Origin of the sequence: Flammeovirga pacifica (assembly GCF_000807855.2) — a bacterium.
Taxonomy (GTDB): domain Bacteria; phylum Bacteroidota; class Bacteroidia; order Cytophagales; family Flammeovirgaceae; genus Flammeovirga; species Flammeovirga pacifica.
Map to the genome: position 1 here is coordinate 2560967 of NZ_JRYR02000001.1, position 24521 is coordinate 2585487.

15 protein-coding genes are annotated in these 24521 nt (G+C 34.2%); 4 read left to right on the plus strand and 11 right to left on the minus strand.

The annotated features are described in order from the left end of the window. Window positions 1-196: 196 nt before the first annotated feature. The 11 genes from NH26_RS25830 to NH26_RS10090 form a co-directional block, all read right to left on the minus strand. The gene (locus tag NH26_RS25830) at window positions 197-4045 is read right to left on the minus strand and encodes a fibronectin type III domain-containing protein (RefSeq protein ID WP_139262978.1); all 3849 of its coding nucleotides are present in this window, start codon (window positions 4043-4045) and stop codon (window positions 197-199) included. Window positions 4046-4065: 20 nt separating this feature from the next. After that, on the minus strand, window positions 4066-5337 hold the full coding sequence (locus tag NH26_RS10045; protein ID WP_044227973.1) for a polysaccharide lyase family 7 protein: 1272 nt from the start codon (window positions 5335-5337) through the stop codon (window positions 4066-4068). 120 nt (window positions 5338-5457) lie between these two features. Next, on the minus strand, window positions 5458-6825 hold the full coding sequence (locus NH26_RS10050; RefSeq protein ID WP_044227977.1) for a RagB/SusD family nutrient uptake outer membrane protein: 1368 nt from the start codon (window positions 6823-6825) through the stop codon (window positions 5458-5460). A gap of 14 nt (window positions 6826-6839) precedes the next feature. Next, complete coding sequence (locus NH26_RS10055; RefSeq protein WP_044228035.1) at window positions 6840-9983, minus strand: SusC/RagA family TonB-linked outer membrane protein; 3144 nt, start codon at window positions 9981-9983, stop codon at window positions 6840-6842. A 427-nt stretch (window positions 9984-10410) separates the two neighbouring features. Further along, window positions 10411-11082: a bifunctional 4-hydroxy-2-oxoglutarate aldolase/2-dehydro-3-deoxy-phosphogluconate aldolase gene (locus NH26_RS10060; RefSeq protein ID WP_044227979.1), complete on the minus strand. Its 672-nt coding sequence runs from the start codon at window positions 11080-11082 to the stop codon at window positions 10411-10413. A 63-nt stretch (window positions 11083-11145) separates the two neighbouring features. After that, window positions 11146-12144 carry a sugar kinase gene (locus NH26_RS10065; RefSeq protein ID WP_044227981.1) on the minus strand — a complete coding sequence of 333 codons (999 nt, stop codon included), beginning with the start codon at window positions 12142-12144 and terminating at the stop codon, window positions 11146-11148. Further along, window positions 12145-13746: a polysaccharide lyase family 7 protein gene (locus NH26_RS10070; RefSeq protein ID WP_158021920.1), complete on the minus strand. Its 1602-nt coding sequence runs from the start codon at window positions 13744-13746 to the stop codon at window positions 12145-12147. A gap of 84 nt (window positions 13747-13830) precedes the next feature. Continuing rightward, window positions 13831-14595, minus strand: a complete 765-nt coding sequence (locus tag NH26_RS10075; protein ID WP_044227986.1) for an SDR family NAD(P)-dependent oxidoreductase — start codon at window positions 14593-14595, stop codon at window positions 13831-13833. A 120-nt stretch (window positions 14596-14715) separates the two neighbouring features. Continuing rightward, a complete protein-coding gene (locus NH26_RS10080) occupies window positions 14716-16041 on the minus strand; it encodes an MFS transporter (RefSeq protein WP_044227988.1) in 1326 nt (441 codons plus the stop codon). 26 nt (window positions 16042-16067) lie between these two features. Further along, window positions 16068-16448, minus strand: coding sequence for a cupin domain-containing protein (locus NH26_RS10085; protein WP_044227990.1), 381 nt, complete (start codon window positions 16446-16448; stop codon window positions 16068-16070). A gap of 103 nt (window positions 16449-16551) precedes the next feature. Next, window positions 16552-18834: a polysaccharide lyase 6 family protein gene (locus tag NH26_RS10090; RefSeq protein WP_044227992.1), complete on the minus strand. Its 2283-nt coding sequence runs from the start codon at window positions 18832-18834 to the stop codon at window positions 16552-16554. 778 nt (window positions 18835-19612) lie between these two features. On the opposite strand from NH26_RS10090, the gene NH26_RS10095 reads away from it, so the two are divergent. The 4 genes from NH26_RS10095 (at window position 19613) to NH26_RS10110 (ending at window position 24459) form a co-directional block, all read left to right on the plus strand. Next, window positions 19613-21847, plus strand: coding sequence for a heparinase II/III domain-containing protein (locus NH26_RS10095; protein ID WP_044228038.1), 2235 nt, complete (start codon window positions 19613-19615; stop codon window positions 21845-21847). 150 nt (window positions 21848-21997) lie between these two features. Then, entirely contained in the window at window positions 21998-22570 is a 573-nt protein-coding gene (locus NH26_RS10100; protein ID WP_044227993.1) for a Crp/Fnr family transcriptional regulator, read from the plus strand. Between the two features lie 104 nt (window positions 22571-22674). Continuing rightward, on the plus strand, window positions 22675-23775 hold the full coding sequence (locus NH26_RS10105) for an alkene reductase (RefSeq protein ID WP_044227996.1): 1101 nt from the start codon (window positions 22675-22677) through the stop codon (window positions 23773-23775). A 222-nt stretch (window positions 23776-23997) separates the two neighbouring features. Then, complete coding sequence (locus NH26_RS10110; protein WP_044227998.1) at window positions 23998-24459, plus strand: MarR family winged helix-turn-helix transcriptional regulator; 462 nt, start codon at window positions 23998-24000, stop codon at window positions 24457-24459. The last annotated feature ends 62 nt before the right edge of the window (window positions 24460-24521 follow it).

Sequence of the window (24521 nt, forward strand, 5' to 3'; positions counted from 1 at the left end):
CAATAAAGAGGATCTGATAATATATCAGACCCTCTTTTTTTATGGTTTATGCTATTGTTCAGTATTTCAAAAAAATGTCAGATTGAATAATTAAAGCTGAGCTTAATTATTCTTTTAAAAAGTAAAACCTGTCAAAAATTAAATATTCGGAACAGGTTTTACTTTTGTCGGTCTGTCTTATTTATCTCTATTTAAATTAGAAGCAAAGTAACTTTGCTGATTCTCTATTGCCATTTCTATCAATCGCAACAAGAATATAAGTCCCTTTCGGTAAATCTACTTTTACTTTTTGAGCAGTTCCAGAAACTAAGGTCTGACCTGTTAAATTGTAAATTAGATAAGATACTTCAGAAGTAAATTCAATATTAATATCACTTACCGAAGGGTTAGGATAAACTTTCTCAATCAATGAAACTTTTAAGTTATCGTTGGCTGATAATGGTTCATCATTTGTTTTTTGAGTATGAATTTCTGATTCTTCAGATAAGTGTCCCTCACCGTCTTCTGCTCTTACCATCATTTCATATGTAACACCCATATCCAATCCTTCAATACCGAAAGAAAATGTTTCTCCATTCAAATGAGCAATCATTCTGAATTCTTCATTCGACCCTTGTTCTCTAAGGAATACGTAGTAAGCCGTAATTCCATTTAAAGAGTTAGAAGGTCTCCATGATAATGTAAATGATTCATGTGTCACCAATGTCGTTGCTAAATCTTCTACTTCACTTGGACGATCCGTTAATTCATCATCTTTATCTCTAGTGGTTAAAGTTAAAGCATCTGATTTAGCAGATACATTACCAGCGGCATCATAAGCATCTACTTCAAAAGTATATTCTGTAGAAGTACTCAAACCATTTACTTTAAACGATGTAGCTGTAGTTGTTTGAATCTTGATACCATCTTGATAAATGTTATATCCTAATACACCTACATTATCGGTAGACGCTGTCCAGCTTAATGCTACGTTTGTTCCTTGTACATCTACAGCGGTTAGATCTGTTGGTTGAGAAGGTGCATCAAAATCTGGTTGACTATCTTCTGTAACACCAGCAAGTCTTGTTGGTAAAGAGTAAGAAAGTTGAGATTTTGTACTACCTGTTCTAAATAGATGTCCTATTTGTACTGTTACCGTTTTTCCACCATTCAATTGGCTATAAGGAATCTTGATAAAATTGTCTTTAATCTCAACTTCAGATTGTCCTTCTACTCTTACTTTGTACGTATAATCAGGAGTGTTATACCCTTCTCCGAAAAGATTTAATTCGTGATCATAAAGTAAATATTGAAGTTTTGGTGCATCCCAAGATACCGTTACATTTGCCCCATCATTTTCTTGAATAAAGACTCTCGCATTATTGATAATTGGTACATACTCTTGAGTTCTTGTGAACATCAATTTAGCGATTTTAATATCTGGGTATCCTTTAAATATCTCAACGGTATTTAACTGACCATCTTTAGCAATTGACTGTACATTGTATCCCACCTGTATCCATTGCCACTTTCCTTCAGCTTCTTCAGATACTCGAGATCCAAAATCGATTCCGTATTCTCCTTCTTTTCTTGCTGCAGCACAAATACCATTTAAGTCCGCATATAAAGTACCTGAGTTCTTCTGACCTTGATTTACCAATGCCCAGATGTATCTACTTGATGACGCATCAACACCTGCTAAATTATATATCAAGCTAGGAGAATCAGCTCTATTTGCTGTTTCTTTATTTGCATTTGTAGTGGTATCCGTATTAGAAAGGTACATAAATCTACCTACTTCAGGATCTGAGCCTACCAACCATTGTTCTCCTTCAAATGCTCCAGAACCTGCTTTGTTCAATTCAAAATCTGTGGCATCCCAAGTATAAATTTTATCTTCATCTGCTTGAATAATAATACCTGTACCTGGAGTTTCACCAGCTTCAGAAGTAGTTATTGTTTCAGTATCTGAAGCTTCAGATTCATTTCCTGCAGCATCGTATGCACGTACTGTAAAAGTATATTCTGTAGAAGCAGCTAAACCTGTTACATTCATTTCATTTGTTGATGATGTAGTAGATAAATCAGTACCATTTTGAGTTACTTTATATCCAACTACTGCCACATTATCTGTCGAAGCCGTCCACGTTAATTTCACAGATGAAGACGTCACCTCAGATGATGCTAAGTTGGTAGGCTTTGTTGGAGCCTCTGTATCTTCATCTCCTCCTGGCTGAGAATTCTTATCCACTGTAATTTCAGCTTCTAATGAATAAGTCATGTGTGTTGAAGAAGAGTTTTTCTTAAATTCATGCCCTACTTCTACAGTAACCAATTGTGGAGTTTCTAAATCAGTTACAGGAATATTAATATTTCTTGCAGTGATGTTATCACCAATTACAGCATCTCCTAATTTCACTCTATATACATATGATTTTGTAGCGTAAATATTATCACTATTATCATATAAATCTCCTGTTAAAGTAGGCTCATCCCATCCGATAGTTACATTTGTTCCATCATTGGCAGTTACTCTTGCTTCAGGTGTATCAATAATTAAGTTGATATCTTGTTGAGGTGTAAATGCTATTTTAGCTATTTTGATGTTAGGTCTAGCTTTGAAAAATTCGATGATATTATCATCAGCCTTTACAACATCACTATTGGCTTGGTTATTAATTAAAATCCATTGCCATTCTCCTGCCATATCAGCTGATATTCTAGAACGAGCTGCAGAACCATATTCACCTGGCTTTCTTTTATCTAAATCAAGATCATTCATGTTCGCCCAAAGACGACCACCATCTTTAGATCCTTCATTTATTAATGCCCAAACAAAACCAGTTTGTGCTTCAGGCATATTGATTTTATAAACCAAAGATGGAGAAATAGCTCTTTCTGCAGAAGTTTCATTTCTATTATCTGATGATGTATTTTCTAAGTACATGTAGTTGCCATGAACAGCGTCATTACCTACCATCCAAGTTTCTCCATCAAATGCACCAGTTCCTGCTTTGCTCTCTAAATATTGAGTAGCTTGGAACATATATACACCATTTTTGTCTGCTGTATGTGCTTCATCTTGTTGCTCATCTCCAGGAGTTTCTCCTCCTCCATTGTCTCCATCCGGTGGAGTGGATTCATCAAAAGTAAATTCTACAATGGATGATTTACCTAAAATATCACTACTACTAGATCTTCTAGTAAATTGAGCCAATTGTATCGATAAGGTATTATTCCCTGCTTGTAATTCACTCTTATTAATGGTAATAAAGTGATCAGTATGTTTTGTAGGTGCATCTTCAGTTGGCTCTTCAGTAATTAAAGATCCGTTTAAAGAAACTAAATAAGAGGGTAGAAAAGTTCTTTCAGTATTGTTATCTTGTTCCATAACAAAGCCTGTTTTAGAAGGCTCAGACCAAGTTATAGTAATAGTAGAAGCATCGTTACTAGAAACAGCTACATTAGTTGCCTGATCCAATACAGGGAACACAGATTCTGATGGTGCTAGTAAAATACGAGCAATTTCTAACTCTTTTCTATAATGATAAATCCTGAATTCATTAGTACCGTCTACCAAAAGGTCTTTTACATTATTACCAACACGCACCCATTGCCAATTGTCAAAATCAATTCTTGATCTTAGTTCTGCAAATTCTGTATCCGTTCTTTTATCAATACATTTACCATTAATAGAAGCAAAGAAACGTCCTGTCGATGTTGTTGGTGTTTTTAATAAAACCCACACATAATGACTTTTACCTGCTTCTGCTGTAAAATCATAAGAAACAGAAGAACCGTAATTTGCAGAAGAGGGATTATCAGCACTCGAAGATAAGTTTTCGTTTGTTGTTGCTAGAACATTCCCAAATGGTGATGTTGCCTCTGCTTTTATATCCCATGGAGTATTATCTGCATAGGTACCTGCACCTGCATGTGCAGTATAATCTTTAGAAATATCAATGAAAATATTTCCATCACTATCAGGTGCATTTTGAGCAAATAGATGACCAACTGATAAAACAGTTAGCATAAATGCTCCATACAAATAGTTTAAAGTTTTCATATTCATTTACTTTATACTTTTTAATAAGTTTCTTTTAATTCTATTGATTGGACGGCTACTTCTGCATAAGCATCATTGGGCTCGTCTTTATCATATTCGGGTTTTACCTGAGAGAGGAACTTGGTAGATTGCGTATAACAACCCACTTTAAAGTACCCTGTTTGATCTTCTGATAGAAATTGTTTAGAATATCTTTGACCGTTTTCTAAGTTTAAAATATTACAAGTAATGTAGCCTTGATCTACTATCACTTCTACCTCCAAACGATCTCCTAAATCGTAATCAATTTGTGTTCTTTCTTTGTAGTTTTCGTTGTAGACAATATGCAAGCCCCAAGGATTGGAAGATCTTGTACTTGCAGAATATTGTACTCTCAGGGGTTCGTCCTGAGGCCCATGGATTTGCACCATAGAAACCTCAGGCTTCACCACTGGTAAGTGTGTTACTCTAAGTACTGTTTTTAAATATTGGTATTTTTGAACAGACCAATAGTTATCTCCTCCACCTACACGTTGTCTAAGTTCTGAACGTGGGTAGTAAGATCCTCTTGTGGTTGTTCCTGCACAATGTCCTCTAAAAAATACTTCATTATTTTCTGCATGGAAATAAGGGGACCATTCATAATCCACTAAATCTCCATCTTTTATTTCTAATGGCGATCTATTTCTGTCATCTACATGAGTTACATTACTATTATCGTTTCCATCTTTATCCACTGGAAGTGTTACTTTCCATTGTATTAATGATGGTATCACATCCGTAGGCATTTGTTCTACATCAGGTTCTTCCGTTTCGTTATATTCATTGATTGCGAAATCATCAAAACGACCTTCTTGTGCATGATATCTTGCGCCAATTGTAATATAAGCAGAGTCAGAAGTAAATGTTAATGAGGTTTTTGCAAAATCTTGATGAATTACTGAAATCACCTCTTCTTTCTCTTCACCTAACTGTACAAATAATGTCACTCCTCCTTTGGCATAAACAGATAGTTTGTATTCAACGCCTGTATTTACACGAATTATCTGTGATAATTGGTCACCTTCTTTTGTCACTTTAGCAGATCTATTTCCGCTGTTCACGTTGCTTTCCCCTGTAGAATTATTCACGGTGCCTTCTGCTTTCCAATCTGGAAAATTTTGAAGTTCTAAACCAGGATCAATAATTTTCAAAAGCTCGAGTTCATCCTCTTCCTCCGGAGTATCTTCATCTTGATCTGCATCAGGATTTGAAGGTTCATCTACTTCTGGTTTGATAGGATTTTCTTCGACCTTTTGAGAGGTACAATTCATGAAACTGAACATCAAGAAAAGAAATGATATTATGTGAAGAGTTTTGTTCATGTATAGTGAAATAAAAATACCTTTAAGTGTGGGATAGGCTAAAAACCCATCCCCGAGAAAAAAATTATTTTAGTAACCAGGGTTTTGAGTCAACATACCTTTACTGGTATCCAACTCTCTTTGTGGAATTGGAAGTAATAAATGACGCTTGTCAAAATTTAATCCTTGGTCTTTCATGAAGTTTGTAATAGTTGCCTCCAAATCTCCAGTTCTTTCTAGATCGAACCAACGATGGTTTTCATAAAGGAATTCTTTACGACGCTCATTGGCTAATGTAGGCTTGGTTACATTTTGTAAAGGAGCTAAACCTGCTCTTGATCTCACTTGATTAAAATAATCCAATGCCACTGCATCATTTGTTTGGAAGCTATCACCAATAACGGCTTCAACGTAGAGTAGTAAAACATCAGAATATCTAATTAAGATATAATCATTACCCGCAAGACGGATATTATTGGCTGTCGTAATAAATTTACCACAACCTTTACGTACACCTCTTTGATCGATGATATTGGTAGTATATCTCGTATCCTCTCCGTTAACACCAGGTTGAGACTCATACAAAGTGATCATATTATCTGTAGCATAGTTATGTGAACCTTGCTCGAATAAGAAATAATAAGAGAACTCTTGAGAATTTTCGGTGTTATCATCAATAAACTGGATTGGAAAAATAATCTCACTACCTAATTCTTGATAGAAGATATCGTTATAATTCTGAGTTAAAGAGAAGCTTCCTCCTGCAATAATATCAGATAATAAAGTTTTCGCTTCATCGTATTGCTTAAATTGTAAGTAATACTTTGCTAGCATTGTTTGTGCAGATTCTTTATTTGCTCTTCCTAAATCAATATCTGATTTACTCGGTAAATTATTCACTGCATATTCAAGATCAGAATTTACTAAAGCATACACCTCGTCGGCAGGAGCTTGTTTATAACCTTCTGTGTCTCCTTCATTCACAATACGGTCTGCTAATGGAACACTTCCAAATAAACGAACGGCATTAAAATGAAGGTAACCTCTAACAAATTTAGCTTCTGCTTCAAATTGTTGCTTTTTATTGGGATCGACAACATTGTCAATACTAGCTAAAACAAGATTACAACGGTGAATAGTTGTGTATAACTGTTTCCAATAATTAGCAACTACAGAATTAGTAGTTAATAGCGTAAAAGACTCAAATTGTGCCCAATCACCCACACCACTACGTGTACCTGCGTTATCAGATCTCATTTCCAAGATTGCATATTCTTGTTGTACAACTTCTTGTAAACCAGAGTAAATACCAATGACAGCTGTTTCTACCTCATCATCATTTTTTAAGTAGTCGTCTACAGCTACTTCTGAATGAGGATATTCTGTCAGGAAGCTATCACAAGCAGTAAAACTCATTAATAGCAAGACGGTGAATATATATTTAATTGATGTTTTCATTTCTAAAGTGAGGATTAAAATTCAGCGTTTATACCTAAAATAAATGAACGAGGAATTGGAGCAGCACCTCTTTGGTAACCATAGTTGATTGGTCCTTCATCACGAATACCCTCTGGGTTGAATGAAGTATAACCATCTGCCATTAAATAAAGTAAATTTGATCCTGCTGCATAAATACGTGCTTTATTCAAACCAACTTTACCGACCCAATTATTAGGAATAGAATACCCCACGTTGATGTTTCTTAATGCAATAAATGATGCATCCTGAACCATATCGTCGGTTAAGATTCTCTCTCTTACATTAGACATTTCTCCAAAGAATTGAGTATTTGGACGCTGACCTTGCATTGTTTGATACTCGTAGTACTGAGGATCAATATTTAATACCTGTCCACCCATAGAACCCTGGAACATGAAACTCACATCAAAACGTCCAATATTGAAATTATTGGTGATTGACCAGATAAAGTTAGGATAAGGAGAACCGATAATAGTACGGTCATTCTCATCAATTACACCATCACCATTAAGATCTTGTACATATCCCATTTGAGAAGTACCACCGATTGGCCAGAAGCCTTCGTTTAAGTATTCGAAAGGAACATTACCATTATCACCTTTTGATCTATCAATTTTATAACCGTAGAATGACGATATAGGATGACCTGTTGCTGCTATCCAGTTAGCAGGACGTTTATCATCAACAATAGTGATTAAACTATCAACACCACCAAAATCAATTAATTTATTTTCGTTGGTTGAAGCATTTGCTGTTAACGTCCACTTGAATTTATCTGAAACGATAGGTTTGATATTGAATTCAAATTCAAAACCTTGGTTTTGTACCTTACCTAAATTGACAGTTCTTTGATCGAAACCTGTCACAGAAGGAATTTGTTGTGTCAATAATAAGTCGTTTGATGTACGACGATACCATTCAATTGAACCAAAGATTCTGTTACCCCAGAAACCATAATCGAAACCTGGGTTAAGTTCTACTTGTTGCTCCCAACGTAAATCTGGCTGAGCGATGTTAGCAGGAACATATCCAGAAGAAATACCACCGTTTACAACAGAAGAAGAAGGACTCATTCTACCTAAAGCATCGTACATTCCAATACCTTGGTTGTTACCTGTAATACCGTAAGAGATTCTTGGTTTCAATACAGATACCCAATCTACACCTCTCATAAAGTTTTCTTCTGTCATTCTCCAACCAAATGATGCTGCTGGGAATAAACCGTATTTATAGTTTTGTCCAAATCTTGAACTACCATCCGTACGTACTGAAACTGAGAACAAGTATCTATCGTTGTATGCATAATTTACACGACCAAAAACAGAATGTAATGTTTCAACACCAATAAACTCATCTCCGTAAGCAATAGTCGAAGCTGCATTCATTGTCTTTACAGCATCGTTAGTAAAACCTGTACCTATTGTTTCTGTAAAGTGTGTTTGACGTCTCTCAAATGACATACCCAACGTTGCATTGATATCATGCATTCCGTTGATATTTTTATTGTATGTAAAGTAGTTATCATTGATCCAGTTAAAGTCTCTGTATGTTCTGTTACGTAAACGAGCATCTGCAGCTCCGTTACGAGTAGCTTTTGTACCATCGTAATAGTTACGAACACGATCTCTATAAGTAGCAGTAAATGATGTACGGAAGTTTAAACCTTTCATCACTTTATATTTTAAATACATACCTGTGTAGATACGATGCGTTAACTCTTTATGATCTCTCTCTACAATATTTGCATAAGGATTGGAGTTGTTGGTTACCGATACGTTTGGTAACACTTTTGTCGGATCATTAGGATCTGGATAGTTGTTAAAGTGAGATTCTTGTGCATAATCTCCAATGGCTATGTTAGGAAAGTTAGCTCTATCTACAAATTGTATTGAATGAGCATCGTGTGTAATTGGTAACCAAGAAGATTGACGAAGAGACTCATGTAATGACGTAGGAAACACTTGTTTTTGCTCTCTAACTGGGTTCAAGTTTAACCCTAATTCTAAACGTTTCGTTAGTTTACTCTTTAATTTGAAACGTACGTTCATTTTAGAGTATTTATCAGCTAAAAGCACCCCATCATCTTGTAAATAAGAACCTGAAACATTGAATGTTGTATTGTCTGATCCACCAGATGCAGATAAAGAGTATGATTGAATATTACCGTCTTCGAAAATAATATCTTGCCAATCTTTTTCAGGATTCTCTCCTAAAATATCCTGCATGTAATTCATTCTTGTTAAAGTCGTGTTTGCTTTACCAAGTACATAAGCTCTTTGATCTTCTGGAAGATCAGAAGGCCAGTTTTCATCGATATTAGCAATATAGTTCTCGATGTTGGCTTTATTTTCAGCTACAGTAGGACGAAAATTTTCTCTTTGATAAGACCATTTACGACCATAATAAGAATTGAAGTTAAATTTTGTTTCTCCAGATACACCCGATTTTGTAGTAATCATGATAACACCATTACCACCTCTTGAACCAAAGATAGCTGCAGAAGATGCATCTTTTAAAACTTCCACTGAAGATACATCATTCATATCTAACGATGCTAAGTAGTCGCTTTCAACTAACACTCCATCTACTACCACTGCTGGACCAGAACCCGCTGCAATAGATCCTACACCACGAACTTGAATCGTCGGTGCTTCACCTGCTTCAGGATTGGTTTGTTGAATGTTTACACCTGAAACTTGGCCAATTAAAGCATCATCGACACGAGACACTGGAATTTGATCTAATTTTTCATTTTTTACTTTTGAGATCGCCCCTGTAAGGTGAGATTTCTTTTGTGTACCATAACCTACTACTACAACTTCTTGAAGTTGTTCCGTAGATTCAGCTAAAGCCACACTAATTTTTGTTTGTGTACCTACTGTAATCTCTTGTTCTTCCATTCCAATGTAACGGAAAACTAAAACATCTTCAGGTGAGGCTAATAATGAGTAGTTACCGTCGAAATCAGAGATTGTACCAGCTGTAGTTCCTTTAATAAAAATAGATACACCTGGAATAGGTAGTTTGTCCGCTTGCGAAGTTATTGTTCCCGATACTTGAGTTTGTGCGAAAACTGAAGAACTTGCTAGCACCATCACCAAAATAATCTGGGACAGGTGCCATTTTTGAAGTATCATTCTTAACATTTAATTGCTGTTTAACGAAGTTCATTTGAATTTTACACTCACTGGATGTTGGTTAACCAAAATTAAAAAAAATATTTAAGTGAACTAATGACACTTATCAATATTTTTAATATAATTTAAAATAAGTCTAAAATTTAACATTTGGAGAGCCTTTTTAAGATTTGATTCGTTTTAAATTGTTTATCATTTCATTATAGCATTAAAAAGGAGCTCTAAAATATTAAATTATCTAAATTTAAACTGATAATTTATTTCTTATTTTTTTGAAGAGATAGTCAGAACAGATCGGTTTCTATCAATTGGTTATCCAATGATCTTAAAATTCAATAAAATAAATAATTCATTCACTATTTTTAAGTTAATTAATAACTACATAAAACCTTATCATAAGGATTTATGCAGCTATTATAATCAGATATTATCCTCTTACTTCAGAAATAATATCTAACGATGTTCTAGTTAGGTTTTTTATCCCTTCTAGATCAAAGTTTCCTTTGGTATCTTTCACCATTAATTGAGACCCCATCCCTACACAGTGTACTCCTGATTTGATCCACTCTGTAATGTTTTCTCTTTCTGGTTTAACACCTCCTGTTGGCATAATAGAAGACCAAGGGAAAGGCCCTTTAACGGCTTTCACAAAATCAGGTCCACCTACCTGCTGACCAGGGAATATTTTTACTACTTCACATCCTAATTCTTCTGCTTGTTGTATCTCTGTTAAAGATCCACATCCAGGTGACCAAGCTACCTTACGACGATTACAAACTTTAGCCATTTCAGGATTCATGATTGGAGAAACAATAAAGTTAGCTCCTAATTGTAAGTATAAAGCTGTAGTAGGAGCGTCAATCACAGAACCGATACCTAAGATCATTTCTGGAATTTCTTTTTCTGCCCACTTTACTAGTTCTGCAAAGATCTCGTGTGCAAAATCACCACGATTTGTAAATTCAAATACACGAGCTCCACCTTCATAAGTCGCTTTTAATACTGACTTACAAACATCAATGTCTTTGTGATAGAATACAGGAATCATCCCTGTATCGTACATTTTTTGTGTAACTTCTATTCTTGTAAAACGTGCCATTTTAGTTCGTTTTTTTATATTATTCCTCTGAAGAAGAATAGATTTTTTTTATTTAATGAGAGATTATCTATTAATTAATCCATTTTTAGGACCATTCATTAATGCTTCTACCTCCTCCACAGAAACCATATTTTGGTCGCCTGCAATTAAATGTTTTAAAGTAGATGCTGCAGCTGCAAATTCAACTGCTTCTTGTTTGGTTGGATAATTACGTAATCCATAAATCAATGCAGCCATAAAAGAATCACCACCTCCCACTCTATCTACAATATGTGTTATATCATAATTAGCTGAGCGATACACTTTCTCTCCATCATATATTACTCCTTGCCAAGTATTATGAGAAGCAGAAATACTACCACGAGCAGTGAAAACAACTACTTTGCAGTTAGGATATTTTTTCATCATATCTTCTCCTGCAGATGCGTATAGTTCATCAGAAACGGCTTCTTCCACAATGTTTACATCAGGATGAATACCAGACATTACATCACAAAAAGCTAAAAGTTCAGGCATCACTTCAGTATGATCTTTTCCCCATTGCCACAAGTTTTTTCTGAAGTTGTAATCGCCAGAAATAGTTAAACCCATTTCTCTAGCAGCAATTAAAGCTTCTTTTGTGACTGCAGCAGCTGAAGCTGATAAAGCTGGAGTAATACCTGTCCAGTGAAACCAATCAGCACCATCGAAAGCTTGTTTCCAATCAATCGAACCTTCTTGGATGGTCGCTATTGAAGACCCTGCTCTATCATAAATGACTTTACTACTTTTGTATACAGCACCATTTTCAAAGAAAATAATACCAATACGATCTCCACCATAAACTACTTTGGATGTATCAACACCTAAGCCTCTTAACGTATTGATCACCTTTTCTGCAAGATCATTTTTAGGTACTCTAGTAATGTAAGTTACATTTTCACCAAATTGAGCTAAAGATGCCGCAACGTTTGATTCTGCACCAGCAAACCTAAGGTCTAAACTATTAGATTGTTTTAAACGCAAATCTCCTTGAGCTGCCAAGTTTAATAGCACCTCACCAAATGTTACTATCTTTTTCATCTATTTTTTTGGTGTATAAGTGGTTTTTAAAATGATTGATTTTACAGCAACCTCGCCATATGAACTATTAGGTTCATCACGAGCACCTTTCTTAATCTGACTTTGGAATTTTGAAGCCTGTGTATAACAACCTACTTTGAAGTAACCTGTAGCATCCATAGATTTCCAAGTCTTTTTATATTCTTTATTTTGATCAAGGTTAACGATTGTACAAGTGATATATCCCTTATCAACTGCCACTGTGATCTTTAAACGCTCTCCCATCTTGTAAGGAAGTGCATTATCGTAATCTTTATTATGTTCGTTCCAAACTATATATACCCCTTTTCTTGTATGGTATTGTACTCTTAATGGCTCATCATCTGGACCATGAATTTGAGTCATACATACTTCTGGTTTTTCTGTAGGAACGTGAGTTACTCTTAATTCTGTTTCTAAGTATTGTGCCTCATTCATAGACCAATACAAATTACCGTTTCCTGAACGTTGTCTTAGTTCTGTACGAGGATATTTCGAACCCTTTGTTGTTGCTCCTGCTGCATGTGCTCTAAAGAAAACCTCACCATCTTTTGCATAAAAGTATGGACGATATTCGAAACCAATCATACCATTATCAGAAATCTCTAACGGATTCTTTACACGTTGATCAACATCGTAAACCTTTTTGTTATCTCTACCTTGTGCATCAATAGGTAAAGTCACTTTCCAATCTGTTAACGATGGAATAATATCAGAAGGGAATTGATGGTTCTCGTCAATTTCTTGATTTAAGATTGTAATTTTAAAATCATCAAAACGTACTTGTTTTCCAGCATATCTACCACCAATAGTCACAAATTTACCTTTAGCAGGTGCTTCAAATTCTAAACTTACCACTTGAAACTCTTTAGTATCAAAATCTTGAACTACTTCATTTCCTTTTACTCTTGCAAAGATTTGTCCTTTACCCTTTACCGCAACATCAAGTTGATATTCTTGACTTGGATAAATTCTTACCATTTGTCTTAATTCAGCTTTATTGTCCATTTTAGCAGATTTCACTCCACTATTACAAACATCTGATGAAGACACTTTACCTGTCATTTCCCAGTTGTTTAGTTTACTTTCAAAACCACCGTTGACAACTAAAATAGGGTTTAATGTTTCTTTTTCTGCCGAAGCAGCTTTTACTTGCTTTAATACTACATCATCAATTCTTGATTGTCCTTCTTTGTATTTGACACCAATGATAATGTTTTTTGCTTTACCGCTATTAAAAGCGATTTCATAAGTAGAGTATTTCTTATTATCTGTATTTATCTCTTGTTTTTTTCCTTTTACAGAGACAAATGCAGTAGCCTTTCCTTTTACAGCTAACGTTAATATATAATCCGTTTTAGGCTGTACTCTGATAAATTGAGATACTTCCGCCCCTTTTTCTGCTAGTTTTGCCGAACCGTTACCAGTATTGGCTTCCTGAGACTTTTGAACTTTCCCTCTAACTTCCCAGTTTTTTAAACCGTCTTCAAATCCGTTATTAACGATAACAACCGGTTGTTGAGCATAAGCAAAATTAAATTGCCAAATAAGTAGTAGTAATAATAACTTGAATATATTTTTCATTTCGTTGTTGTTCATTAGGCCTATTTAATGGGAAAATACTCCGCTACCTAAACAGTAGCGGAATATAATAAATCTCTATATCCATTAAGAGAACGCTAATCCTCCGTTGATATCAATGTTGTTTCCAGAAAGGAATGAAGAACTATCCGAAGCTAAGTAAACTACTAAGTCAGCTACTTCTTCTGCACGACCTTCACGTTTTAATGCTGTTGCATTTGCTACGTTAACACGTGCTTGATCAGGTGTGTGATCGTCATGGAATTTAGTAGCAATCATACCTGGGCAAAGTGCGTTAACACGAACACCAATTGGACCCAATTCTTTTGCCATACCACGAGTAAAGCCCATTACAGCCGCTTTAGAAGCACCATAAAGAGTTGCACCAGGACCAGCACCGTCACGACCTGCTTGAGAGGCAAAGTTAATGATTGAACCACCTTCACCTAAATGAGGACGAACCGCTTTAGTCATAGACCAAACAGTTTTAAAGTTCAAGTCCATTAATAAATTATACCAGTTCTCGTCTTGCTCTTCGATTTTCTTACGACCTACAATACCACCAGCAACGTTTACTAAGATATCGATACGCTCACCGAATACTTCTACTGCTTTTGCGATAACGTTTTCAACGTCTTCAGTTTTCATCAAATCGCCAGGAACAGTGATCACCTCTGCACCAAATTCAGCTGCTAAACGAACTGTTTCTGCTGCATTCTCTTCTGCATTTTCTTCTGCTGCATAATAGTTAGCAACTACTTTTGCACCTGCTTTAGCCATAGCTAGAGTAATCTCACGTCCGATGTCACGTACACCACCAGTAATGATGGCAACTTTTCCTGATAAATTCATAATTAAACTAATTTTATTTAGATGTATTTTTTTTAAAATGATAGCACTTATTTAAAGTGTATTTATATAGAGTTGGCATATCAAATTATGAGGACACTTGATATGCCATCTTTTTTATTTTTATTCGTCTTCTTCAACAGGCTTGATTTCTCTAGCCAAGAAGAATATTGCGATAACGCTCAATGGAACAAACACTGCAATCATACCAAATACAAGATTGTAGTTAGTAATTTGCGATACGACGAAATTCATTAATACTACTGATAAAACACCAACAGTACCACCAAACCCTGCCAACGTACCTACATTTTTACCAGAGAAGAAATCTGATGGTAAAGTTTGTACGTTACCAATAGAGAATTGGAAACCGAACAACACTACAGCTACGATATATACAAACCAATCTGGGTTTTGCGATAAATCGATACTTAATACTGAAATCAAACCTGATAACATCAATACAGAACCAATAACGATTGTTTGTTTACGTGCTCTGTCTGTAGTATGACCTTTTTTGATTAACAATCCTGAGTAGTAACCTCCTGTTACAGAACCTAATGCTGCACCTACATATGGAATCCAAGCAAATGCACCAATTTCTTTTACGTCAAACCCGTAAACATCTGCTAAGTAGATAGGCATCCAACCTACAAATAACCACCAGATGGGTTCTAAAAAGAAACGAGATACTAATACTGACCAAGCCTGTCTATACGATAAGATTTTCTTTAATGGTAATGCTACTGCATTTTCATCGTTATCAGCTTTAGATTGACCCGATTTAATATAGTGACATTCTTCTTCAGTCATCCAAGGATGCTTTGTTGGCTCTCCTTTGTTAATAATTAACCAAGGAATAATCCAGAATAACCCTAAAGAACCAATGATCATAAATGTTGTTTGCCATCCGAAAGCCACAAATAATGTTGCAATAAACGGAGGTGCGACTACCGATCCTAATGAAGCTCCTGCATTAAATAAACCTTGAGCGAAAGCTCTTTCTTTAATCGGGAACCACTCTGCATTACTTTTTGCTGCTCCAGGCCAGTTACCTGCCTCACCAAATCCTAATGTTGATCGGAAAAATCCAAGAGAAAAAATACCTCTTGCAAATGTGTGACAGAAAGAAGAGATAGACCAGATACCAATCGATATTACATATCCAAAACGAGTACCTACTTTATCAAAAATTCTTCCTGAAAAAGACTGTCCCAATGCATAAAATATCATGAAGATATTTAGGATTAAACCATAATCGGTCTTATCTAAACCTAAAGTCTCTCCGATACCACCTTTACCAGGGAACATCATGGATAACGCCGATCTATCAATGTAATTGATGATAGTTGCAATAGCGATAAGTCCAATGATAGCCCAACGCAGGTTCTTACCGAATGGCTTAATGCCTCCTTTAGACGTCTTTTTTGATTCTACTGTTGTAGCCATTGTTTAAATTATTTGATAAGTAAAAACTAATCTTTTTTACCCGTAAGGTAAGCCGGTTTAGAACCGTCTAAGAAGTCCATACGAGCAGGACCGAAAGTATCGATCAACATACCGTCTTCTAAACATTCTGCTTCATGCTCCACATCAGGCTCACAATAGAAAGCATCACCTTTATTGATGGTTTTCCATTCTTCACCAATTCTCATTCTAAAAGAACCTTCTACAACATAAGTTACTTGAGAATGGAAGTGTGAGTGAGGAGTACCTACTGCACCTTTATCAAATTTTACTTTTACTGCCATCAATTGATTGTCATAACCAATAATTTGGCGAGAAATACCGTTTCCTAATTCTTCCCATTCATTTTCTGAAGATACGAAGAATGGCTTAGATTGAATCTTTTCCATTTTATACTAAAAATTTAAAAATTTGTTAATCTTATTGATTTCTGGCTAAGGTCAGAGAAACATTCAGCACATCCAGAAAGCTGAATGTTCTCCAACTTAATATCTATTTAGAGGGCTGAAAACCTTTATTCATTTCACGTTTCATGTTGTAAGCCTTAGTTTCGTCTAAGTGTTCTTCAACCGTTGTGATATGATCTCCTACTCTAGGGTAGTAAGATTCAATTCTACCAGAACCAATACTTAGGATATTATCAATTGTAGATACTGCCCAGTTCGGATCTTCGAAACGAATGGTTCTACCAGATGTACCTGCATTGTAGAAAAATAAATTATCTACTTCTAAGCTTTGTACACCCCATAGCAATACTACGCTACCTAATTCTTTATTTCCTGATTCAACAAAATCACAGTCTTTAATAACCACGTGAGGACCTGTTGTCGACTCGTCGTTTCCTAAACGTGTAATTTCCATTGCTCCAGTCATTACTTGTTTGAATTTACAATTCTCAATAATCACTTCTTCTGCACTGTATCTACCCAACTGCTCTGTTTGACCATTAATGTTTAATGCTACACCTGAGATATTGTAGAATTCAGAATTTTTGATTTCAATCTTATCAGCAAAAGTACTTGTATATGCACGGAATGCTGAATAGTCTGCCGCATCAAAATGATGGAAAGCACAATCATCAATTGTTAAAGAATAGTGTTGAATCATCGGTGATTTTGAAGTAGAAATACCTGCTTTAGAAATACCTACTTTTGATCTACCCTTAAAATCAATTCCCTTTAAATTTAAACTCCCACCATTTTCAATAGTAAAGAAAGAAACTTGTTTTTGATTCTTTTCAAAAGAAAACTTCGTTCTCTCTTTACCGTTACACACAATTGAAATATTTTTTGTTAGATGAATACCTTTAGTGAAATTGATAGTTTCAGAAATGATCTCGATGGTTGCACCATTTTCTGCTTTTTCAATTCCTTTTACTAATTCATCAAAGCTCGATACTTTAATTTTTTGATCAGAAGCAGCTAAAGTTGTCGCTATTGGTGTATACCATTCAGGTCCACACTCACTTTCTATCACTGGCTTTTTAGGTTGAAATGATTTGCTTTCATATAAACCTTCTGCATTTAAAGTATATTCTTCTTTTAATGGTTTCATACCCGCTTTATATTTTAAAGCAGAACCATCATTTTTATATTTATTCCCCTTGATTGTAAATCCTGAAATATCATCCAATACAGTAAATATCTCAGAAGATTTAGGGTTATAGAAAACATTGTTTTTAATCGAAATATGATCAGGAATTTGTGTACGTTCTCTATCAGATCCTACACATAGTTCTAAATGTGGAGTGTTAAAGAAGTGATTCCCTTCAACAGTTACATCATGCGCTCTAATGTAACGGTTAGGCAATGAATTAGGTACACCATTCATAATTGGTAAAGGACCAAAGAAACGTTTACCACCTAAATCTTGGAAATAGTTGTTTCTCACTATGTGCCCTCCATTAATTACTCTCACACCACCTGCATTAGCTAAGTTATGGCCAAAGAAATAATTATTCTCCACCACGTTTCTATCACCATGTCTTAAGGCTAAAACTCCTTCAGAAGCCTCAAAAATATTTCCTCTAATTGTGTTGTCTGAAGATTTAATAGATACAATTTCTACTTCACCAGAAACATGATCAAAATAATTATTCTCTATTAAAGTTTCTGAGGATTCTTCACAGTAGGTAGAAACACCTACACGAACTGTTTCACCACCATTTGAGCCTAATTTAGGTCTTCTTCCAAAGTGATTATGGTGAATATGATGGTGGTTATGACGTGATTCTAAGTTATTTAACTTCACTGCCATTAACACACCTGCATTTAATTTACCTCCAAAGTAACAATGGTCAATTTCATTATTCTGTCCGTATAATTCTACCCATGATGTTTTTTCAAAACGATCGGCAGGATTATAATGATCCATTACTACATTAGTTAAACGAGAATTTTTAGCAACTAAATCGCCGATTTTAAAACGAACAGCCACTCTACCTTTTGCATAACCGTCTTTAAAAATGAAACCATCTACTACTAAATGATTACCTCCAATTTCTAAAGATGAGTTACCTGTAAGAAAAGTCTCTCCTCTTTTTTCTGCTTTGAGTACAATTGGCTTTGCCTCTGTACCTTCTCCTTTAAATTTAATCTTAACATCTTTCCATGTTTGTGCAGCCATTACGATTGTATCGCCTGGTTGTGCATTAGAAATACGTTCTTCTAACTCTTTAACTGTTGTCACTTTGTCTACATTAAAAGACTTAAAGGACATGATCAAGACAGTTGTTAGTAAAGCTACAGTAAACAGATGAATAGTAAAATTCTTCATTTCAATTTATCTTTTTTCAATTTATCTTAAATGATCCCCTAGAGAATCATCTTTATTTATTTGCTCGTTACCTTATTGGTGATTGGTTGACCAAATATCAGAAATGAAATTTACATTTCCTAAATCGTTCCGGATTTTTACGAAAATTGGTGGAATAAATTGTGATTTGTTGACAATAAAATTCAGTTTACTCTAGTGTAAGCCTGTTTTTGAAAAATATGTTAAAAAAATTAACTTTAATTAGATTTATGGAAATTAACCCATCTGAAAACAAGATAATTAGAACACTAAATACTTCTATTTATTATTTATAAATAGTATTTCCAGATGTTATAATTAAAAATTAATAAGATTAAAAAACAGTCTAAAAACAATTAAAAAAGGTGATTATAAGGTAATTACCAATAGATTAGAGCTACTAATTACCAGATTATTGATTTCTTCTATTTATTGTTATAAACCCGCACATCATTGTTAAACAAGCTGAAATTTTTACATTTTATTAGATATTAAATCAAACTATATAATAGTACTATTCATATAATATATATAACTTAAAAAAGTATATTGATTTTATATTCATAATAATAATGTGAAAATTATTTCCTTTTTCTAAATTGGTCTACCAAAATACCAATAATAGAGAAGATAAATCAAAAGGCGTCTTTTAGCAATACAATTAACGTTTATTTTCGAACACCTACATATAGGTCTTCAATCTTTATACAGTAATATATCTCTGTATTTCGCTAACAAATAATTTTAAAGAGAAATGAAAATGAAGAATGGTTTATACACAGTAGTATTACTAATACTCTTAAGTGTATCATCAATATTCGGTCAAAATGGAAACCTTATTACAAGTGAAGCACAACTTCAGGAAATGAAGACAGCTTTAAAAAGTGATAATTTATTTCATGCTACCGTTAATGATGCCATAGAGAAAGTAGCTCCTTATTTAACATCTGGATTAGATGTACCTGTTCCTAAAGATTTGGCTGGAGGTTACACTCATTCTCAGCATAAATTAAACTATAGTATTATGCAAAAGGCAGGAATGCTTTATCAATTAACTGGAAATGATACCTACGCTCACCTTATCAAAAATACTTTAATTAAATATGCTCAATTATTTCCTACATTTGATCGTCACCCTGCAACAAGGTCTTATTCTCCTGGTAAATTTTTCTGGCAATGTTTAAATGATGCCAATTGGCTGGTTTATACAAGTCAGGCCTATAGTTCAATTTATGAATGGTTAGATCAAGACACTAGAGACCTACTAAACCAAAAGTTATTTAAACCATATGCAGATTTTTTATCTGTACAGACACCACAGTTCTTTAATCGTTTACACAACCATAGTACGTGGGCCAATGCTGCTGTAGGTATGATTGGCTTAGTGATGCATGATGAAGACTTAATCGAGAAATCTTTATTTGGATTACCCTTTAAAAACGAAAATACAATAGATAATGATGGCGGGTCCATTATTAAAGAAGGTCAAAAGAAAGCTGGATTTTTAGCCAACATCGATTATGCTTTCTCTCCTGATGGTTATTATTTCGAAGGTCCGTATTACCAACGCTATGCAATGTATCCTTATTTAATGTATGCATTGGCTTTAGACAGAAATAAAAAAGAGCTAGATATTTTTAACTATGATCATCAGATACTATTAAAAGGAATTGAGACTTTGGTACAATTATCAAATGAAAAAGGTGAATTCTTTCCTTTAAACGATGCTCAGAAAGGAATGTCCTATTTCTCTAGAGAATTGAAATTAGCCATTTCCATTGCTTATGAATATGGTGATGCTAACAAAAATGGTTTATTATCAATTGTAGAAGAATTACAGTCTGTGCCTTTAAATTATGGTGGTTTTTTAGAATCAAATGCGATTGCACAAGGGAAAGTGACTCCTTACAATAAAAGAAGTTTATTAGTGACAGATGGAAATAAGGGAGATAAAGGTGCGATTGGAATATTAAGAGGAAATCGTCAGGAATACATCATGAAGTTTACTCAACATGGTATGGGGCATGGTCATTTTGATCGTCTTTCTTACTTGATGTACAATAAAGGGGATGAAATTTTACAAGATTATGGTGCTGCCCGATACGTCAACGTGAATCAGAAAGATGGCGGCGGATATTTAAAAGAAAATAAAACGTGGGCTAAACAAACTGTAGCACATAATACCTTAGTTATTGGGGACCGAACTCAATGCCATGCAAAAGTAGATAAAGCAGAAAAAGCAACACCTTCACTTTACTACTTTGATATAAACAATGCTAACATTCAAATAATGAGTGCAAAAGATAGTATTGCTTATGATGGTGTTCAGCAACAAAGAACTTTGGTTTTAATTAAAGATGATGCTTTTGAAAACCCTATTCTTCTGGATTTATTTAGAGCCAACTTATCCTCTGATCAAAAACTAAGAATGCCTTATAATTATAAAGGACAAATGATGTATTCTACTTTTGAAAATAAATCGTTGAATACATTACCTCTATTAGGTCAAAAAGATGGCTTCCAATTTTTATGGAAAGTGGGTGAAGCACCATCTCAAGGGAAATTCAATCAAGTCAATTGGTTCAATAATAAAGTATTCTATACCTTAAATATGGCTACTACAAAAGAAGACAGCATCAATTATGTACTTCTAGGCGCCAATGATCCCAAGATGAATTTACGAAATGACAAAGCTTTTCATTGGCTAAAAAAGGGGCATAAAGGAGAAAACTTATTTGCATCGGTATTAGAAACACATGGTAGTTATTCTTACACCACAGAATTAGCTCCCAATACCTATAGTAGTATTAAAAATGTAAATGTACTATTTCATTCTACTGATTATACTGCCGTCTCATTTGAAAATAAATCTGGAGAAAAATGGGTATTTGTACTATGTAACAGCGATGCTTCAACTTCATCGAAACACAAATTAAAATTGGACAATGAAACACTAAAGTGGAAGGGTGTTTACCAACTAAAGAAACTAATATAAAACGAAATATTATATATCGGATATCAATCAAAATCGATAGCCACTTTGCAATTGCGAAGTGGCTATTTTTTGTATTAATCATAATTAAACCTTTTATGGTTTGATCGATATACACTAAATTGAATAACGGAACATAAAATTAACTATGGAATGGAAGAAGCACTTCTAAAATTAAAACATCATTTTCTCGAAACTGTAGATATAACAGACGAAGAATGGAAATATATTAGTTCACATTTTACTTTTAAACGACTAAAAAAACATCAGTTTTTAATACAAGAAGGAATGAATGTACCTCATGAATTTTGGATTGTAAAAGGGTTAGTCAAATCTTATTTTCTTGAGGAAAGTGGAAAAGAGTATATACTTCAGTTTGCATTAGAAAACTATTGGGTAAGTGATTTCCATGCGTATCAAAATCATGGAATATCCACTCTCAACATAGACTGTTTAGAAGATGCTGAATTTCTTGTAATGTCTTTTGACGATAGAGAAAAAATGTGTGTTGAAGTTCCTGCATTAGCTAATTTTTTCCGCATAAAGTCAACCAAAGGTTATATTTCATTACAACAACGTGTGATGGGGTTAATGAAAGATAGTGCAGAAAAAAGATTCAATGATTTAGTAGAAAAATTACCCAACTTAGTTCAAAGAGTACCCAAAAAGTATATCGCTTCCTATTTGGGTGTAAGCAGAGAGACTTTAAGTAGATTTTCGAAATAGTGTGATCTACATCACATCAAAATTGTGCGTTACTTCCTCTTATTTTTTATTCAAAAAACTGACATTTGTATCATCAAAAAAATAGATATACAAATACAAACATTATGAAAAAGGACATCATATTTTCGCCCATTACTTTAAAAAATATAGACTTAAAAAATAGAATAGCAATGGCACCAATGACTCGTTCTCGTTCTATTGGAGACGATGTTATTACACCACTTGCAAAAGATTATTATGGACAAAGAGCTTCTGCAGGATTAATTATCACTGAAGGATCTCCCATATCAAAAGTAGGTAGAGGTTATAGTTTTACTCCTGGTATTTATACACAAGAACAAATTGATGGATGGAAAACTGTTACAGATGAAGTTCATAAAAAAGGAGGTAAAATATTTATTCAGTTATGGCATGTAGGCAGACGTTCGCATTCTAATATATCGGGTACTCAACCTGTGGCGCCATCTGCAATAAAAGAGGCAGATAAAGTTTGGGGACCTTTAGGTGATGGTACTTATGGAATGATAGAAACTGAAGCGCCAAAAGAAATGAGTATTGAAGAAATAAAGCAAACACAACAAGATTTTGTTCAAGCGGCAAAAAATGCCATTGAAGCAGGTTTTGATGGTGTTGAACTTCATGGTGCTCACGGTTACTTATTAGATTCCTTTATGCGTTCTCACTCCAATAAAAGAACAGATGAATACGGTGGATCTGTACAAAATAGAATGAGGATGACTCTTGAAACTGTTGAAGCAGTTGCGAATGCTATTGGTGCTGAAAAAACGGCTATTAGAATTTCTCCATTTGTTGCGGAAGGTAGTGCAAATCACGATTCCGAAATGATTGATTTAAGTTTAGAATTAATACAAGCATTAGATCAATTTGGTTTAGGTTATATCCACTTTTCTGAAAATATTTCTAACTATAAAGAAGTAGATTTAGATTACAGAAAAAAAGTAAGAAGCATATATCATCACCCAATTATGGTGGCTGGTAAACTTACACAGGAAATTGCGGAAGATCTTTTAGCAAAAGAACTAGTTGATTTAGTTGCCTTTGGTCAGCCGTTTATTACTAACCCAGATTTAGTAGAAAGAATGCAAAATAATTGGCCATTAACTCCAGTAGACTATGCCAATCACAATACTTTTTATGGTGGTGGTGCAGAAGGTTATACGGATTATGCTACATATCAAAAATAATTTTTTATTTGTAGGGATTTAAAGTATTGTTAGATCCCTACAAATACTCTCCTATACATCTGTTTGATAAATTCATTTACACTTTTCGTTACTATTGACTTGGTAATTAAACAATCTTCTAGTCACAATCATGTAAAAAAATTATATAAACTCTATCAATATATTTTACATGTAAAATATATGTGTTATATTTAAAATATATCTCATTCAAATATTTTATTTATGGCAAAAATAGATGACGAAATCAAAACTAAGTTTGAAAACGATAAGCATCGTTTTATCACTAATCTGATTTACACTTCGAATTGGGTAAATTCTATTGCGAATGAGTTATTCAAGTCGTTTGGTCTTTCACAGGAACAGTTTAATATTCTAAGAATATTAAGAGGAGCAAAAGATTGGAAAACAATGAATGACATTAAATCATTAATGATTCATAAAACACCAAATACTACTCGTCTTTCTGATAAATTACTTCATAAAGAGCTTGTTGAAAGAAGAAGAAGTGAATCTGATAGAAGAATTGTTTATTTAAAAATTTCAGAAAAAGGAAGTCAACTTTTGAAAGAAATTGATGAATATGAAGAAAATAAAAAAACTTTTCAATTCTTAGAAAATATCACCGATGAAGAAGCTGCTCAATTTAGTGAGTTACTTGATCGATTAAGAGAAAAATATCCTTAATACATTTTTTAACTATTTATTTTACACGTAAAATATTTACACTCTATTATATCTCAATTAAA